Below are 18,088 nucleotides of genomic sequence, written 5' to 3'. Positions count from 1 at the left end.
CCTTTCATCAGATGTACCTTCTCCCCCTATTAACTAATTCCGTATCAGAATCAAAATCACCTTAAAACATCTTTTAACTGTTCTAGTAATTCCATATTTACGAGATTAAATATGATTTATGTCATTCTTGAAAATTGGAATTAATGTATATGATTGGCACATACAAAAATCACTTATTTTTTTATCCGTCCAAAGGGGGCTTGAACAAATGCCGACCACGATGGTTATCGACTGTTGCAAAGAGGATCAGTGCAGAGGTAGTTCCAGATGCTTTTACAGAAAAATTTGTGAACTTTATCTGAGCGAGGTATACCGTTTCTGTATGCATTTAGTCAAGAATCAGTCTTGCTTTACATTTATGGCAGAAGAATGTACACAAGATACTTTTGTAGCGGCAAGACAGCAACTGGTCAAGCTCAAACAACACCCCAATGTAAAAGGTTGGCTGTACCTCACGGCTAAAAATCTTATATATAAATCATTTAGGTGCTACTATACACAAAAAAAGCATGAAACTACGCTTGAATGTGAGAAGATCTGTAGTTATTCAAATTCGGTAGAGGAGGAGTGGGAAAATCGTAGATTGGGAGATGTGGATACGGTTATCGTTAATATACTAATGCAGCTTTCCAACAATGAATATACGCTCTATGAAGACTACTTTTGTCGACAACTGGCTGTGCCCTTCCTTGCTGTCAAATATAATATTTCGGTTACGGCTACAACGACTCGAATCTATAGACTGAAAAGAAAACTTCGTACATTGTCTCATCAATATTGTCTAACTCATATATAAATTTATCCATGAAAGCAAAAAAGCGGAGCCCCTCTTCCTAAGAGAAGCTCCGCTGTTCGTATTGTGACTATGATTTGTATATTCTACATAGTCTACTTCTCTAGGTAAAAAATAATACTGTTCCCAGCCCAAATATATGCTGGAATCCCTATACATAGTTAGCGTGTATCATTAGTAACTAATGCTTTCTGGAATGTATTAATTTCATCAGAAAATAAATCATAGTAAAGCCCTCGACTTTCAATTAGTTCTTGGTGAGTTCCTTCTTCTATAATCTGACCCTTATCCAAAACTAAAATTTTACCTGCATATAGAACAGAGGTATAACGATGAGAAATGTAGAGGCAAAGCCTATCAATAACAAAATTTTGAAATTGGCGAAATACTTGTTTTTCTGACTCTGGATCAAGAAATGAACTAGGCTCATCTAATACGTAAACGTCAGCATCTTTGAAGAGCGCTCTGGATATAGCTATCTTTTGCCACTGCCCTCCTGAAAGCTGTATACCCCCTTCAAAGTTTCTTCCTAGCTGTTGTTCTAATTGATTAGGAAAATGTCGTATTACCTTATCTACTCCTGTATATTGTGCCGATTCCCATATCCTAGTATCAAATTCAAGATGTTCTATGCTGCCAAAACCTATATTTTCTCTTACTGAAAAGTCGAATTGAACAAAATCCTGAAATATAACGCCTACTTTCTTGTAAAGCATTTCTTTATTATAATTTCGAATCGAGATTGAATTGATTAAAATATCTCCTTTAAAGTCATCATATAATCCCGTTAAAAGTTTTATCACAGTTGTTTTCCCTGATCCATTCCTGCCCACTAGAGCAAGAGATTCACCACGCCTCATTTTAAAACTTATATCTTTGAGAGCCCATTCTTTTTGATCTGGGTAGGCAAATGAAACATTTTTAAATTCTATGCTTTCTATCGTTGAATCAGCTTGTATACCTGATTCTCTTAGCAACATACTAGAACTGTCTTGTTTATGTTTTATGTTAAAAAAAGCGAATAATTCATCTAAATACAGATTATGATCACATAATGAAATCAATCCTTGAGATACTGTGTTAATATTTTGATTAGCTAATAATACTGCTTGAACTAATGCATAAATACTGCCAACGAGAAATTCTTCTTTCCATGCTATTTGTATAATCATAATCAAAGCAATGGATATAAATAATGTACTTATTACTTGAAAAGACAAATATAACGTAATACGTTTTTTGGCTAAATACTTATCCTCTTTGTAGAAAACATCAAAAATGCCCTTATATTTTGCTGTAAAGTAGTCACTAAGTTGATACAATACGATTTCTTTAAAAGACTTCTCATTAGTCAATAAGTAATTAATATACCTGGATTTACGTTGTAAAGGAGCCCGTTTTTTCTTGGCCACATATTGAATTTGTGTGAACCTTAATAAAGAATAAAAAGATGCTAGTGGGGAAACAACAAGAATGAGTAAGACCCACCATCTGAATGCTATTAAAATGGCGATACTAGAGCATAACGTAACCATGGAACTTAGCAAATTAATGAGTTCTTTATAGATCTGAATAGGTCTATCTATTGAGTCGTTTTGTACTCTTTTGAGTTGATTATGTACTTGCGGACTTTCAAAATCCGCAAGATTAAATGTCGATGTTTGTGATACTATTAATGTTTGTAATTTATTTATCAGTGAAATTTGGAACAATTTATCAGAATATTCAATTAAACTTGAAATAAGCAAACTAGAAAACATCACGATAATTACAGGGAAAACTGCGCTTATTTGAAGCTTATGCCATACCGTGCTAGTCTCTAATTCAGAAACCAAATACTGTATGGAGAGAAGGTTAGCAATCGGGAGTATTCCTTTTAGTAGATAGCCAAAAATAATGATAATAAAGTAGATAGGTTCTGTACTCCATAATAACTTAGTTAACTTCGGCCAATATTGGAATGAATGAAATATAGCTCTTATATTCACATGGTCTGCCTCACGTTCCATGCATTCCATCCCTTTCTTTTATATCTATTATTATCGGTTCTTCACGAAATCTCGCTATTTAGCTTTCACTCTCCTGAAGTGTATAGACATTTCCAGGATTTTTTTCTCTAACCTCCATAATAATGTCATTTTTTAGTCGTTTAAAAGCGTTAACTTGCTCATTGGACAAGTGGGGCGTTTGCGGCAAAATGTAATCAATCCACTTACTCGCCCAATCCATCCCACGATTGAATTCTAAGAGCTTATTTGAATAAATATTAATTTGAAGTTTATTATGATGGTGTACTATTATTTTCGGCTCGAACGATGACATGGAATGCATTCTGGTGATTTGCAAGGTATAGCGAACCGGGTGTGTCTCCTTTTTCTTAGCCACTTGATACAGCGTTTCAAAGAGGGCGGCAAATTGCTTCGCCTGATACGAACTAATGCCTTTATACTCTACTTGTGTTTGTCCCACAGTTATTTTTTGAAATGACGATGTCTGTATATTCTCATTAAATAGCCTCTCATATCCCCACACGCCAATCAGTAGGCTACAGGCAAGCACAGTACTAATCCAAGGGATTATAGACTTTTTGCCACCTCCGCGCCGACTGGATAACAATGTGCCTAATCCGTAAAATAATAAACTACAGCCTGAGAGTCCAAAGAGATTTCGCCAGTTGATCAAATAGGGGTTAAATATATTCACTACAGGAGATATGTAACGAAATTTTTCATTAAAAGACCAGGAAACTAAACCTATGGGAAGGTAAAAAGCAATGAGTAAAGTGAAGGCCAACCCATAATGCTTTACTACCTGCCCCAACAAGAGACCCAACATCGACGAAAAAAAACTAGAAAAAAACACAATGATAACCAAATTCCATAATGATACATCAGCGAATGATTTCCATAAAAGCCCTACCATCATGAACAAGAGAGGAAACGAAAGAATTAAAGAAACATAAAGCTGATAAGTGATTAGACGGTAATTAGGAAAGACAGAAATATATATATACGGCTCTGTATGATTACGATTATGTATACTCGCAATCTGCAAAGAAAAAAAAGCTACAAATAACAAGTTAATACTATAAGTTATTGCAATACCTTCATTCATTATTAAATTGAATAAAACAACCACACTAAAGGAAACGAGCAAGGTTACTGCTTGTTCTCTTCGGAGCAAAAGCTGCAGCCAGAAACGAACTATAATTCCATTCATTCTTGTACCCTCGCCATCCATAGATGATTACTGACTTTCATCAATACCCACATAAGCAAAAATAGGGATATTCGCCCGAAAGCAAACGAACGTGTAAAGAAGTTGGAAATAATCCAATCTGGATTAAACCAGATTGAAATGTAGGGCAAGTTGATAGTAATACTGGTTAAAAGGTAGACGAGCATTACAATGTTCACATACAGTTGTTTACGTAAGAGCAAGTTCAATATGACGGTAACTTGAACAGAATATCCCATAGTTGCTACACCCGCTACTGTTAGATGAAGCAGTGTCAAGAATGGAGCCTTACCATGAGTCGTCCATTGAACTACACAAATCATAGCTAAAGCGACAAACTGAAATAAGCAAACCACTCCCCATAATACACAACTCTTACAATAAAAATATTGGGCTCCTTTATGCAATTTAGGCATAATAACAGAAGAGATCATTTTTTGCTTCTCGCCATCATAAAGAACAGAATACATCAACGGCATTAATAATATGGTAAAGAACATTTGTCCATGATTCAAAAATATCCATAACTCGTTATTCTTATTCCCTGCTCCTAGATATAAAAATAAAGGAATTAAAAAACAAGAAAACGTTAGTGCTATAAAAAACACTATACTTTTCTTCAAAAGTAAAATTTCAAATTGAACTAGGGCTCTGATTACTTGTCCCATTCTGCTAACTCTCCTCTGGATCGGAAATGTACAGATACGCATCCTCAAGATTAGCCGTTTCAGGTGTGACTTCCGTACAACAATCTGGAGGATGGTTACACAATAATCGAGCCTGAATTCTTCCTTCCTTCCGTACAATGGAGGTGATTCGAGCTTGTTGGCTTAATTGTTCTAATTGATGTTTACCAACATCAACCAACCATACTTTACCCTCGACAGTTCGAATCATATCGTCTATTGCCCCTTGATACAGATTACGGCCTTCTTTTAAAACGAGTAGTTTGTCACATGTGCTTGAAACGTCAGGAACAATATGAGTAGATAACAATATAATCCGACCTTCTCCATAATTCTGAAGCAAGTTTCGAAAAGCAATTCGTTCTTTGGGGTCCAGTCCAACCGTAGGCTCATCAACAATTAACAACTTAGGCTGTCCTAACATAGCTTGGGCAATTCCTAAGCGTTGCTTCATTCCCCCAGACAGCTGTTTTATTTTTTTATGAACTTGATCGATAAGGCCCACCTCAATTAATCGCTGTGATGTCTCCTCTTGAATATGACGTTTACCTTGAATACCTTTTAAAGCCGCAAAATAGTTCATAGATTCCAAAATCGTTGCATTTGGAAAAAAATCAAAATGCTGCGGCAAGTAACCCAGTAAAGAACGAATAGCATCCGGTTCTTTTTTCAAAGAATATCCGAATATTTCAACTTCCCCTCGGTCGAATCTAAGTAAAGTGGCAAGAATTTTCATTAAAGTGGTCTTACCTGCCCCATTGTCTCCAAGCAGTCCGAATATACCATTATCAATGTGGAAATGAAGCTCGTTAAGTACTTGGTGAGAACCATATGACTTACTTAAAGCTTGAATATCAATTGTCAAATGAGACATCCTCCAATAGTTGCTCTCGCTGACGCTTGGCAGAGAACAGGTTTTTCTTGTCTTCTTTAGTTAATCGTAAATACAATTTCATACAATCCATTATTGCACTACGAGTAAAGTTACAGTATCTATCCACTGGCTCACTAATCGAACCACTAAGCACCATATTTTCTTGAGGACAACCTCCACCACATAGATTCTTAGCCCAACATTCTCCACATACAGTTCTCTTCTCTAAACGCATCTCACTAAGCAAGCTACTCTTCTTTCTCACATCCATCCCTTCCCTTACATTTCCTAAAGAGTAATCCTTTTCATTAACAAATCGTTGACAAGGATAAAGATTACCATGCACATCAACGGCAAGCATATGCGAGACCGCCCCACAAAAATAATTTCGCTTAGAAGAAGAATGAATCATCTTCAAGTATTTTAGAATGTTCGATATCTGACGTGCTTCCCCATACTTTTTAGCCTGAAGCAAAGATTCAAAATGAACAACCAATTTGGTGAATTCCTGTGCATACTTCTCAAAGTCTTCCTCACTAAGCATCTCGACTGCAGGATACATCGCAACATGGCGGATACCAATCTCCATTAAATGTGTAAGTGTATGTGTTATATCCAATTGTACTGGTGAAATCGTAGCTCTTGCTGTTATGACACCTTTTTTTCTTAAACTTTCCGTTCTATTTAAAATGATTTCATAGGTACCTTTTCTGTTCTGATAATATCGATTGAAATCGTGCGTCATTTGATCACCATCTAGACTTATCTGAATAGAAACATGATGATCTAATAAGAAGTTTTCAATTTCTTTGGAAATCAAGGTGCCGTTCGTTGTCATACTATATGTAACACGTTTATTTGATTTTTCTTGTTTTAGCTTAGTGTAGGCTACAACTTCTTTAATAACTTCAATGTTCAGAAGTGGCTCCCCTCCAAAAAAACAAATATTCAGTTCTTCTTCTTCGCCAGAATGATTAAACAGATAATCAACTGCTTTTAATGCGGTCTCTGTGTCCATCCGTCCTCGATCATTATATTCTCCGTCTCCTCCATAACAGTAAAAACATCTTAGATTACACTCTTGAACCAGCATAAGGATTATAGATGATAGACTTACTTGCTCATCATTGCAACTTTTACATTCCTTTTGAATAGACAAATCTTTGTTATATATAACCGATGCTTCCTTCAGACTAGCTAATAACCCATCTACCTCTTCTCTACTAGAACGATGCTTAAGTAATTCATATATTTCTTCAATTTCCTTACCTTCGCTATTACATATATCTACTACGACATCATCAATCTGAAAAAGCCCATTTGTTTCTATATTGTATAAGTATAACTTTTCATTTTGTTCTATGATTTTGACGGGATTTTTTCCAAATGGAGCACTAATCACTATTAATCATCCTCTCAAAGTTACAAAATAGGAGGAAGTCCAAGAAGATTAGTTCCCAGACCTCCTAATTGACTATCTGTGTTTGAAAGCCCTATCGTTGCAAGTTTTACTTTAATTAATCGCTATCATTATTAGTACACCAATGACCACTTTCTTTGCTACAAAACCAATCGGTAGCATCACAACCTACACAACGATCACGTGTATCACAAAAAACACACGTCATAGGAGAAACACTGCCTTCAGCTGCTTGGTTAACAGGATCGAACAATTTGATTCACCTCATTTTTTATATTTTTTTATTTCTTTTCCAATATAATCATTTTTTTCGTTACACTCCATACTTTTTTTGAGGTAATTGTGTAAAATTTGTTAACCTACTATTTTGAAATATTTTCAATTAAATATAATAAAAGCATAGTTTTCTTTGCCGAAAAAAGCCGGTCGTTGTTAATGTAATGCATACCCTAATGATTCTGGAGGCCGCAACTTTTAAGAATGAATGTGAGCGGGCCGGGATTTTCTAATTTTTCTATAAAACAAAAACACAAAAAAACGGAGGGCTTCTTTGGATTAAACTTTGAAGTCCTCCGTTTTTTTTGTTTATCAATTTACGTATTAAACTATTACTTAATCCCCGAAATCGTATAGTTCTCAATAATATACTTTTGGAAAACAATGAAGATAATCATGATCGGAACGACCATGAAGGTCGAACCTGCCATTTGCAGGGCAAATTGGCTTTCGTTCTGTCCCTTAAGCAGTGACAGTCCGACGGACAAGGTGTACAGCTTCTCATCGTTCGCAATAATGAGTGGCCACAAGAAGCTGTTCCATCCGCCGATGAAGGTCAGGATGGCCTGTACTGCGATAATTGGCGTCGAAATGGGCAGCACAATTTGTAGAAAAGTGCGGAATTCCCCTGCTCCATCCAGACGTGTCGCCTCCAGCAGTTCTTCCGGGATATCGGACATGAACTGCCGGAACAGGAAGATCGCGAACGCGCCTACCAATCCAGGCAGGACAATCCCCAGCATGGAATTGGTCAATCCCATCTGGTTCAGAATCAAATAGACGGGAATCATCGTCACTTGACCTGGAATCATCATCGTTGCTAGTACCAGATAGAACAGAAACCCTTTGCCTTTAAATTGGAATTTGGCAAAGCCATAACCCGCCATGGCATTCAGGAATAATCCGAAGAAAGAAGCTAAAACAATGATCAGCGTATTCGTCAGATAGGTTCCAAAAGCCATGCTATCGAATAGTAATTTAAAATTATCCAGTGTAAAATGCTGCGGCCAGATGGTCGGGGGAATTTGGGTTACCTCGCCCTCAGTCTTAAAGGAGGATAAAATCATCCACGCAAAAGGCAGCACCATCAACAGACCTCCCACGGTCAGGAGAGTCGCCACGAACCATTGAAATGTTTTTTCACCACTGCGCGTATTGGCGCGGGCTTGCTGAACAGCTGTTTTCACGTTCATCACCTCTCTCTATCAGGACTCCGCTTTATTTTGCAAACGGAACTGAATCAGCGTCACCGCAATGATTGCGAAGAACAGAATGAACGATCCCGCCGCGGCATACCCGAATTTACTAAATTGGAAGCCGTTATTGTAAATGAACAGGGATGCCGTCAGTGTGCCATCGAGCGGTTTCCCTTTGGTCATGACAAACGGTTCCTCGAAAAATTGCAGCCAGCCGATCATCGTTGTGATGGACACGAAGAAAATAGCGTAACGAAGCTGCGGAAGCGTAATATAACGAATTTGCTGCCATGTATTGGCACCGTCAAGCTGAGCCGCTTCATAATAAGAACCCGGAATCCCTTTAATAGCCGCAATAAAGATAATCATGTTTAAGCCGATGCCCCGCCAAACTGCTAACACAATTAACGAAACTTTCGCAACTGTTGGATCGGTCAACCATGGGACGGGACCTAAATTCATCAAACCAAGTACATAGTTGAATAATCCAAGCGTCGGATTATACAAGTAGCTCCAAACGACCGCGACCGCAACTACATTCGTTACGGACGGTAGATAGAACACGACGCGGAATACTTTGAAAGCACGTGATTTACCCATGTTAATCAGAATCGCGATGCTAAGCGAAAATATCAGCACCAACGGAACACCTATGATGACGAAGAACAGGGTATTACCAAGGGACTTTATAAAGGAAGGGTCCAATAGTACGTTTGTATAATTTTCGAGACCTATAAAGCGAATACTATCATAATTAACGAGTCCGGACAGATCCATATCCGTGAAGCTGATCACGAGCGCCAGTAGTATCGGCAACAGCGAAAACAGCGTTAACAGGATGATGGAGGGACCGATAAACAAGTATGGCGCAAGCTTCTGCGAGCTTCCTTTCATGCCTTCACTCCCTTTGACAATGGCGGATATGGATCATTATTTTTTCATAATACTTGCAGCCTGCTGATTAAAGTCATCCATTTCCTTTTGTACATCGGCATGACCGCGGTAAATACGCTCGAAGCTCTTGATAAATTGTTGAGAAACCTCTTCCCATGCAGCCAGTTGCGGCAATGCTGCGGAATGATCTAGCTGTTTGCGAATCGTCCGAAGCATCGGATCACTCTTCAGTTTGGCATCTTCCCACGATTTAGTAGTCGCAGGCAAGTTACTGGACAGATCCATCCATTTCAGCTGCGTTTCTGGTTTGCTCATGTAAGCCAGGAATTTGGCTGACTCCTCTGGATGCTTGCTGAATTTCATAATTGAAAGGTTGGCACCACCCAAAACGGACAGGTTGTTTACTTTTCCAGGAAGCTCCGCTATATTCCACTTACCTTCCAGTTCTGGTGCCTTGCTCTTGATTTCTTTAATCATGAAAGGGCCGCTGATAAACATTGGAACGATCCCCTCACCTTGCAAACCTTGAACGGAGTCAATTCCAATATCCACTGCGTTAGAGCCATTTTGGAAAAAGGTATTTACATACTTCACAGCATCTACAAACGGTGGTTGGTTGAACAGCGGATTGCCCTGCTCGTCAACCAGTTTGGAACCGTTCTGGAGAGCAAACATAAAGCCCATAGACTGCTCCTTTGCACTAAAGGAGATACCATATTTGCCTTTGCCCCGAGCCGCCAGCTTTTGGGCAGCATCGGAAAGCTCTTCCCACGTTTTAGGTGCTTCATTATATCCGACTTGTTTCAGCAGGTCAGAACGGTAGAACAAAACTCTCGTTTCAGTGTACCAAGGCACACCGACCGGTTTTCCTTCAAATTTTGTCGTACCTACAGCACCCTCGAAGAAATTCTTCGATTCCAGCTCAGGATACTTGCTGATATAAGGTGTGATGTCTGTCAATGCACCCGCAGACGCAAGCTCTGGTACCCATGACGTCCCCAATTGGACCACATCCGGACCAGACTTCGAGGCAACAGCCGTTAGCAATTTATCGTGAGCGTTATCCCAAGGCAACGCCTGTACATCAACGTGAATATTTGGGTTTTCTTTCTCAAAATCTTTCACAATTTCAGGCAGCAGCTTCCCTTCCGCCCCCATACCCCACATGGTGATGGTCGTCTTGCCACTCGCATCTTTGCCAGACGAATCATCCTTGGACGAGCAGCCCACCAGCGCGCCCCCCAGTAATAAGGTACTTGCCAAAATGATCCCTAACGTTCTTTTCATCATACGAATTCCTCCCGAGATGACCGGTTTACCGATCATGCAATATGATAACGGATTCAAATACGAGGACTTTGCAAAAATTCAATAAGCAACTTCCAATGAACATTATATAGAACGAAATGGTTTAATTCGTCCATATATTGCACTTTGAAACGACAAGAATCGAATTTTGTAAAATCCTGATGCATGTAAATACCTAGCGATTAAAGCATACCGCTATAACACTTATGTTCAAAGCACAAGGACTATACCCCTCAATAGAAACGTTTCGATAGTCATTATAAAACAAATTGAAACCGTATTCAATAGGAATATTATTTTTTATTTGCTCAGAATACCAACTTTTTTTCATATATATCATCTTTATTACGTTATTTAACCTATGAATAGACCCTGAATTGGATTTGACTCTGTATTTGAAAGCGTATATAATCCAACTGAGTTCAATAATAGAAACGTTTCGATTAATAATACGACAGAACATTATGCTTCTATACTAGCTATTAGCCTTTTTAGCACTTTTTTGAATCATCTTTATCCAAAAAATCTCATGAATCTGAAAAAGAGAGCTGTCCACCAACAATACAGCTTATGGAGGATTATGATGGAACAACACCTGAATTCCTATTTAGAAAGCATGACGCTTGAAGAAAAAGTTGATCAACTGCTACAGCTTGTAGGTGCCTTCTTTGAAGAAGCGGGAACAGATAGTCAAATTACCGGCCCTATGGCTTCTCTTGGCATCACAGAGAAAAATGTCCATAACGTCGGTTCCGTGCTTGGCATCGCAGGGGCCAAGGAAGCAATTCGTGTTCAGCAGGCTCATTTGAGTAAAAACCGTCTGGGTATTCCGCTTTTAATTATGGCAGATATTGTACATGGCTTCAAAACGATTTTCCCTATACCGCTGGCTATTGGTTGCTCATGGGATATGCAGCTGGCAGAAGAGAGCGCTACCATTGCTGCCCGCGAGGCGGCTGTATCCGGTGTTCACGTCACATTCGCCCCTATGGTCGATCTGGTGCGTGACCCGCGCTGGGGCCGTGTGATGGAATCTACTGGGGAAGACCCTCATCTCAACAGTCAATTTGCCCGTGCGTTTGTGCGCGGATTTCAGGGTAAAGATCTGACGAACGATACCGACCGGGTGGCCGCATGCGTGAAGCATTTTGCCGCATATGGAGCTGGTGAAGGCGGACGGGATTACAACACTGTAGATGTATCCGCATGGCAGCTGCGAGAGTATTATCTTCCCTCCTATAAAGCTGCCTTAGATGAAGGCTGCGAAATGGTGATGACGTCCTTCAATACCGTAGAAGGCGTAGCCGCAACGGGCAATAAGCGCCTGATGCGTGATTTGCTTCGTGATGAATGGGGCTTTGATGGTGTACTCATCTCGGATTGGGCCGCCATCAAGGAGCTTATCCCTCACGGCATCGCCGAGGATGAGCGCGAGGCAGCGAAGAAAGCACTGCTGGCTGGCGTAGATATTGAAATGATGACCTCTTGCTATAACGGGTATCTGCCTGAGCTGGTTCGCAGCGGACAGCTGGATGAAGCACTCATTGATGATGCAGTAATGCGTATATTGAAGCTCAAGCAAAAGCTGGGCTTGTTCGAAAATCCGCTACGCGGCGCAGACCCTGAGCGTGAACGTGAAGTTGTGTTCTGTGAAGCTCACCGTACGGTTGCCAAAGAATTAGCTATTAAATCTTGCGTGTTGCTCAAAAATGATTCCGTTCTTCCATTGAATCGCAATCAACATATTGCGTTGATCGGGCCTTTTGCAGAGAGTGGTGATATCTTGGGCTCTTGGTCGTGGAGCGGTTCGCAAGAGGAAGCTATTCGCGTTGTTGACGGGTTCCAATCGAAAATATCCTCCTCGCTGCTCACGGTTGCGACAGGTTGCTCTATCGACGATATAACTGAGGAGCAATATGCAGAAGCTCTGCAAGTTGCCAGCCAAGCAGAGGTTATCGTGTTGGCGCTTGGAGAGCGCTCGGATATGAGTGGTGAAGCAGGCAGCCGTTCCAATATTCGCCTGCCACAAGCCCAGTTGGAACTGGTGAAGCGCCTGAAGACGCTGAACAAGCCTATGGTAGCCGTATTATTTAATGGTCGTCCGTTGGATCTGCACGGTGTTATTGAAGAAGCAGACGCTGTACTGGAAGCCTGGTTCCCTGGTGGCGAAGGCGGCGCGGCGATTGCCGACTTGTTGTACGGTGATGCCGAACCTACGGGTCGCCTGACCATGTCATTCCCGCAATCGGTCGGACAGGTGCCCGTGTACTACAATCATTTTAATACAGGACGCCCGCAGTTAGATCCGAATACAAAAGAACGTTATGTGTCTCAATATCTAGACGTACCGAACGAACCTTTATTCCCGTTTGGCTATGGACTGAGTTATACCGATGTCGCTTATGATAGCGTACAGCTTTCCGGCGATACCCTTATACCTGGTCAGGAACTGACCGTGAAAGTGCAGGTAACGAACACAGGAACACGTCCAGTCGAAGAAACCGTCCAGTTCTATGTTCGTGATATCAGCGGTGATACGGTTCGCCCAATGAAAGAACTGAAAGATTTCTGCAAAGTCCTTCTTGCCCCAGGCGAAAGCCGGGAAGTGGAATTTGCATTGACCGAGCCTCAGCTGCGCTATCATCATGCAGATTTGAGCTTCAGCAGTGACAGCGGTGAATTTGCCGTCTTTACAGGACCTAACAGCCGAGATACCAGCGAAAGCCGTTTTCGGTTAGTGAAATAAACAAGAAAGTGAGGCGTTCCCTTTGATGAATACAAGTCTGGATCAAAATATTTTGCTGCGGGCCGGCGACCTGTCTTTTACCTTCTTGAGCAGCGGTGATGTGTATAAGATCGCCCATGGCTCAACGATGATCAACCAGCTGTTGACCAATTCAGTCGATGGTTCCCTGAACAATCTGTACTTGAGATTGTACCGTCCATCCGGTGTAAGTATCACTCCCCTGCTTGGAGTTCGCTCACCGGGAGTCATCCGACAAACAGATCAGCAGATTATTTGGGAAGGTTTCACCGCTGGTGTAGGCTATCAGGTGACCTTCACGCTAAGCCGCCTGGGAGTATGGTTCTGGGATGTAACCCTACAGGGCGATGACGTGGAAGCAGATGTCGTGTACGGTCAGGATATCGGCATTGCCGATACCGCTGCTGTACGCAGTAATGAAGCTTATTTGTCTCAATATATTGACCACACCGTCTACCATAATGAACAAAGAGGCTATACTGTTTGCTCACGTCAAAACCAGCCTCAAAGTCAGACATTCCCATACATTCAACAAGGCTCGTTAACCCGCACTGTTGGTTACTCGACTGACGGTTTTCAGTTCTTTGGACTATCGTACAAGGAAACGAATGAGCCGGAAGCACTCCGTCGCGACTCGCTCGCCAATGAAGTATGCCAATACGAATTCGCCTATACCGCATTGCAGTCCGAGCGAGTGGAACTTGCCGGGGAAGCTCGCTTTACTTTTTACGGTCTTTTCCAGCCCAATCATCCAGCCGCAGTGACAAAGCTGGAGTATCAGGAACTGGTGACAAAGGCACGCGACGAAGTAACTGCCGTTCTAGCAGACGCCTCTGAGACCAGCATACCGACACACGCGGCAAGCGATCTTCAGGCAGGGCGTGTGGCTCCAGCTCAAACCATCGGTGAGCCGCTGCGTACGCTGGACTTCACCGATGCCGAAGTGAATCAACTTTTCCCCAAACGGCAGGAAGAAGAATGGGATGGCAATAAACTCCTTTCCTTTTTCACGGACAGCTATGAGCATGTTGTACTCAAATCCAAAGAGCTTCGTGTAGAGCGTCCCCACGGGCACATTTTAATGGGCGGGCATTACTCAGGAGGTAAGGAAGAAACCATTACAACCACCTCCTATATGTACGGAGTGTTCAATTCCCAGCTCGTAATCGGCAATACGAATTTCAACAAAATGATTACCAACGCGCGTAATGCGCTCAATATTCCCAAGACATCCGGTCAGCGCATTTATGTCGGAATCCAAGGGAAATACCGCCTGCTCACGATGCCTTCCCTGTTCGAGATTGGCTTTAATTATGTGCGCTGGTACTACAAAACGGCTGACGATACATTCATTATTACAAACTATACGAATGCCGATAGCCCAGAAGTACGGCTTCACATGCGTGCGGCAAGTGGCAAAACCTATCCGTTCCTCATCACTCAGCAAATGTCTATGCATGTGAACGAATATGAGCTTCCGTTTCATATGGAACGTGAAGGCGACGCCTTACTCTTCCGGGCAGACTCTGCTTCCCTGAGTGCCGAAGCCTATCCCGACCTGCTGTACCGAATGCACATAGAAGGCGCTCCATTACAGCATGTGAGCGACGCTCACGCACTGCTACAGGGTAATGCTTCCCCTGATGCATCTCTGGTTGTGCTAGAGCTGGGTGACAGCAGCGAATGGACCTGCACCGTGCAGGGTTGGCTGAATGGACTTTCAGCCGGGCAAGAATCAGCACACAAAGAGCGTCACGCTTCCTTTGAAGATGAGCGCGAGCACTATCGGGCATATTTTGCCGAGCTTATGAACGGTTTCCATCTATCGCTGGGTCAACATGAAACAAGCGAGCTGTTCCGTGTGAACGCAGTGGCTTGGTGGTACACCCATAATATGCTCGTTCACTATTCTGTACCTCACGGTCTGGAGCAATACGGCGGTGCAGCCTGGGGAACACGCGATGTGTGTCAGGGGCCTGTGGAATATTTCTCAGCTGTGCAAAAGTTCGATGAGGTTCGTTCCATTCTGCTGACTGTCTTCAGCCATCAGTACGAGGACAGCGGAAACTGGCCGCAATGGTTTATGTTTGACAACTATACTCACGTGCAGCAAGAAGAAAGCCATGGGGATATTATCGTCTGGCCGCTCAAGGTACTGGGCGATTATTTGACCGCTACCCGTGATTACAGTATTCTGGAAGAAAATGTACCTTACACCCATCGACATACTTTCGATTATACCAAGCAGACCGCGACTCTCATGGAACATGCCCTGAAGGAAATCGAATACATTCGAGATAATTTCCTGCATGATACGTATTTGTCGGCCTATGGCGACGGCGATTGGGACGATACCCTCCAGCCAGCCAATGCACAGCTGAAGCAATACATGGCGAGCAGCTGGACGGTTGCACTCACCTACCAAGTTATTAGTAACTTTGCTGCAGCTTTGGAGCAGGCCCCCGCGGGTGTAGTAAGCGAAGCCGACAAGATTGCACAAGATCTACATCAGATGGCCAATGGCATCCGTAAAGACTTCAACCGCTACATGCTGGAGAGCGGAATTATTCCGGGCTTCGTGTATATGGAAGAGCCCGGTCAACCTAAGCTGATGCTCCATCCGTCTGACACTGAGACGGGAATCCATTACCGCTTGCTGCCGATGACGCGCAGCATGATCAGCCAGCTGCTCACGCCTGAGCAAGCATTGGCTCATGAGCAACTCATCCGTGAGCAGTTCCTCTGCCCGGATGGTGTGCGTCTGATGAACCGTCCTGCACAGTATGATGGCGGTGTGAGCTCGCACTTCAAGCGCGCAGAGCAAGCGGCCAACTTTGGACGTGAAGTCGGGCTGCAATATGTGCATGCCCATATCCGCTTTGCGGAAGCGATGGCCAAGTTGGGACGCAAGGATGACGCTTGGCATAGCTTGAAGCTCATCAATCCGGTCGGCATCCGTGCGTCCGTACCGAATGCCGAATGGCGCCAAAGCAACGCCTATTTCAGTAGCTCGGACGGTAAATTTAATACCCGCTATGAAGCACAGGAACGGTTTGGTGAACTGCGTGAAGGAGCCGTACCCGTCAAAGGCGGTTGGAGAATCTATTCCAGCGGTCCGGGAATCTATATGAATCAGCTGATATCGAATGTCCTTGGTGTTCGTCAGTCAGGCGAAGACCTGATCCTGGACCCTGTGCTGCCGGATCATCTCGACGGATTGAAATTTAAGTTTTCCTTTGCAGGGAAACCGATCACCTTCGTCTACCGTATGTTGCAAGAGCATACTGGCGGTGAGCAGGGCCGTGTAGTATTGAATGGAACACCACTGGAAAGCGAGCCAGCCGGCGATAATCGCTACCGCTCCGGTGCCTTACGCATCAAACGCGAGGTTTTCGAGCAGACGTTAGCAGAGCATGATGGTGTACATCGTCTGGAGATTATTTTATAAAGAGTTTTTGATGCTAATCTGGTATAGGCAACAAAGGGATGGCGATCTTGCGGGATCGCCCTTTGCTGCTTAGGTGTAGGACTACGACATTTGGAATAGATATGTGGTTAATAATGAATATACAATAGCAATGATAAGACGGACGACAAGGAGGTGACGATGTGGTCAGCATTAAAGATATCGCCAAACAGGCGGGCGTTTCCATATCTACCGTTTCATATGCCTTGAATGGTAGCGATAAGGTAACAGAAGAAACTTGCGCACGTATTTTAGCCATTGCCAAAGAGCTTAACTATGTGCCCAATGCCGCCGCACGTAATCTCAAGAAAAGGCAGACCAAAATTATTGGCGTTTTCCTAACTGATTTTCGTGGAGACGTTTATGGAGATTTACTGTACGGCATCAAGGAAATTTTGAACCGCAAGGGCTATGATCTCATCGTATGTAGCGGTAAGCAGTCTCACCGAATGCTGCCGGAACGCATGATTGACGGCGCCATTGTGCTGGATCAGACGTTTGAAAGTCAGGAGCTACTGAACTACGCCGAGCGAGGACATAAAGTTGTCGTGTTGGACCGTGAACTGAATCATCCTAACATTAACCAGGTGCTGCTGGATAACAAAGCAGGCGCCGCTCTCGCCATAGAACATCTATTGGAATTGGGACACCGTAAGCTTTATGTGGTTACCGGACCAGAAGGTTCTTACGATTCATGGCAACGGATGCAGGCGGTCAAGCAGACCATTGAGCGTAGCGGCGTCGCTGAAATGATTGAAATTTACGGCGATTTTGAGAAATCGGGCGGCGAACAGGCGGCGGAAATCATTTTGCAGCAACAAGTTGGCCCGGGTTTAGAACCTGTAGCCGTATTTTGTCTCAATGATGAAATGGCAGTGGGCTTTTACAATCGAATGGCTCAGTCAGAGCTGACGATTGGCAAGGATATTCATATCGTCGGCTTTGATAATATCGAGCTGGCGCAATATATTCAGCCCCGTCTGACAACGATTGACTACTCCAAACGTAAATGGGGCGCTGTAGCTGCCGAACAAGTTCTCAAAATCATTGCCGGGGAAGACGTGGAGCATGAACGTTTATACGTTACGCTTGTCCAAAGAGAATCAGCAGGCGCAGTATTCATCACCCAAGATCAACAGAATCTGTGATGAGCAACGCAGAAGTAACCTGCTCG

General features: G+C 42.8%; 12 protein-coding genes. 4 read left to right on the top strand and 8 right to left on the bottom strand.

The genetic code is table 11. The annotated features are described in order from the left end of the window. Positions 1-118 precede the first annotated feature (118 nt). Positions 119-796, top strand: coding sequence for a sigma-70 family RNA polymerase sigma factor (locus tag NSQ57_RS01590; RefSeq protein WP_318628192.1), 678 nt, complete (start codon positions 119-121; stop codon positions 794-796). Positions 797-954: 158 nt separating this feature from the next. Here the strand turns inward: NSQ57_RS01590 and NSQ57_RS01585 are convergent, their stop codons facing one another. From NSQ57_RS01585 to NSQ57_RS01550, 8 genes are all read right to left on the bottom strand, one after another. After that, positions 955-2,802: an ABC transporter ATP-binding protein gene (locus NSQ57_RS01585; protein WP_342425543.1), complete on the bottom strand. Its 1,848-nt coding sequence runs from the start codon at positions 2,800-2,802 to the stop codon at positions 955-957. A gap of 58 nt (positions 2,803-2,860) precedes the next feature. Then, positions 2,861-4,012, bottom strand: a complete 1,152-nt coding sequence (locus NSQ57_RS01580) for a hypothetical protein (RefSeq protein WP_342425542.1) — start codon at positions 4,010-4,012, stop codon at positions 2,861-2,863. After that, positions 4,009-4,698 carry an ABC transporter permease gene (locus tag NSQ57_RS01575; RefSeq protein WP_342425541.1) on the bottom strand — a complete coding sequence of 230 codons (690 nt, stop codon included), beginning with the start codon at positions 4,696-4,698 and terminating at the stop codon, positions 4,009-4,011. Before NSQ57_RS01575 ends, NSQ57_RS01580 begins: the two co-directional genes overlap by 4 nt. Positions 4,699-4,702: 4 nt before the next feature. After that, positions 4,703-5,590, bottom strand: a complete 888-nt coding sequence (locus NSQ57_RS01570; RefSeq protein ID WP_342425540.1) for an ABC transporter ATP-binding protein — start codon at positions 5,588-5,590, stop codon at positions 4,703-4,705. Beyond that, a complete protein-coding gene (locus tag NSQ57_RS01565; RefSeq protein ID WP_342425539.1) occupies positions 5,571-6,992 on the bottom strand; it encodes a radical SAM protein in 1,422 nt (473 codons plus the stop codon). Before NSQ57_RS01565 ends, NSQ57_RS01570 begins: the two co-directional genes overlap by 20 nt. A 626-nt stretch (positions 6,993-7,618) precedes the next feature. Beyond that, positions 7,619-8,473 (bottom strand): carbohydrate ABC transporter permease, encoded by an 855-nt coding sequence (locus tag NSQ57_RS01560; RefSeq protein WP_069010182.1) that lies wholly within the window; start codon positions 8,471-8,473, stop codon positions 7,619-7,621. A gap of 18 nt (positions 8,474-8,491) precedes the next feature. After that, positions 8,492-9,376 (bottom strand): sugar ABC transporter permease, encoded by an 885-nt coding sequence (locus NSQ57_RS01555; RefSeq protein ID WP_013308374.1) that lies wholly within the window; start codon positions 9,374-9,376, stop codon positions 8,492-8,494. Positions 9,377-9,412: 36 nt separating this feature from the next. After that, positions 9,413-10,666, bottom strand: a complete 1,254-nt coding sequence (locus NSQ57_RS01550; protein ID WP_342425538.1) for a sugar ABC transporter substrate-binding protein — start codon at positions 10,664-10,666, stop codon at positions 9,413-9,415. Positions 10,667-11,267: 601 nt separating this feature from the next. Here NSQ57_RS01550 and NSQ57_RS01545 point away from each other — a divergent pair. The 3 genes from NSQ57_RS01545 to NSQ57_RS01535 all read left to right on the top strand — a co-directional run bounded on the left by NSQ57_RS01545 (position 11,268) and on the right by NSQ57_RS01535 (position 18,062). Further along, complete coding sequence (locus tag NSQ57_RS01545) at positions 11,268-13,430, top strand: glycoside hydrolase family 3 N-terminal domain-containing protein (RefSeq protein WP_342425537.1); 2,163 nt, start codon at positions 11,268-11,270, stop codon at positions 13,428-13,430. A gap of 25 nt (positions 13,431-13,455) precedes the next feature. Then, entirely contained in the window at positions 13,456-16,896 is a 3,441-nt protein-coding gene (locus NSQ57_RS01540; RefSeq protein WP_341071530.1) for a cellobiose phosphorylase, read from the top strand. A 161-nt stretch (positions 16,897-17,057) separates the two neighbouring features. After that, entirely contained in the window at positions 17,058-18,062 is a 1,005-nt protein-coding gene (locus NSQ57_RS01535) for a LacI family DNA-binding transcriptional regulator (RefSeq protein WP_029516849.1), read from the top strand. Positions 18,063-18,088: the final 26 nt, after the last annotated feature.

The organism is Paenibacillus sp. FSL L8-0502 (assembly GCF_038593055.1).
Taxonomy (GTDB): Bacteria; Bacillota; Bacilli; order Paenibacillales; family Paenibacillaceae; genus Paenibacillus; species Paenibacillus polymyxa_D.
The sequence above is the reverse complement of the archived record's forward strand: the minus strand, read 5'-3'. Positions and strand labels throughout refer to the sequence as shown.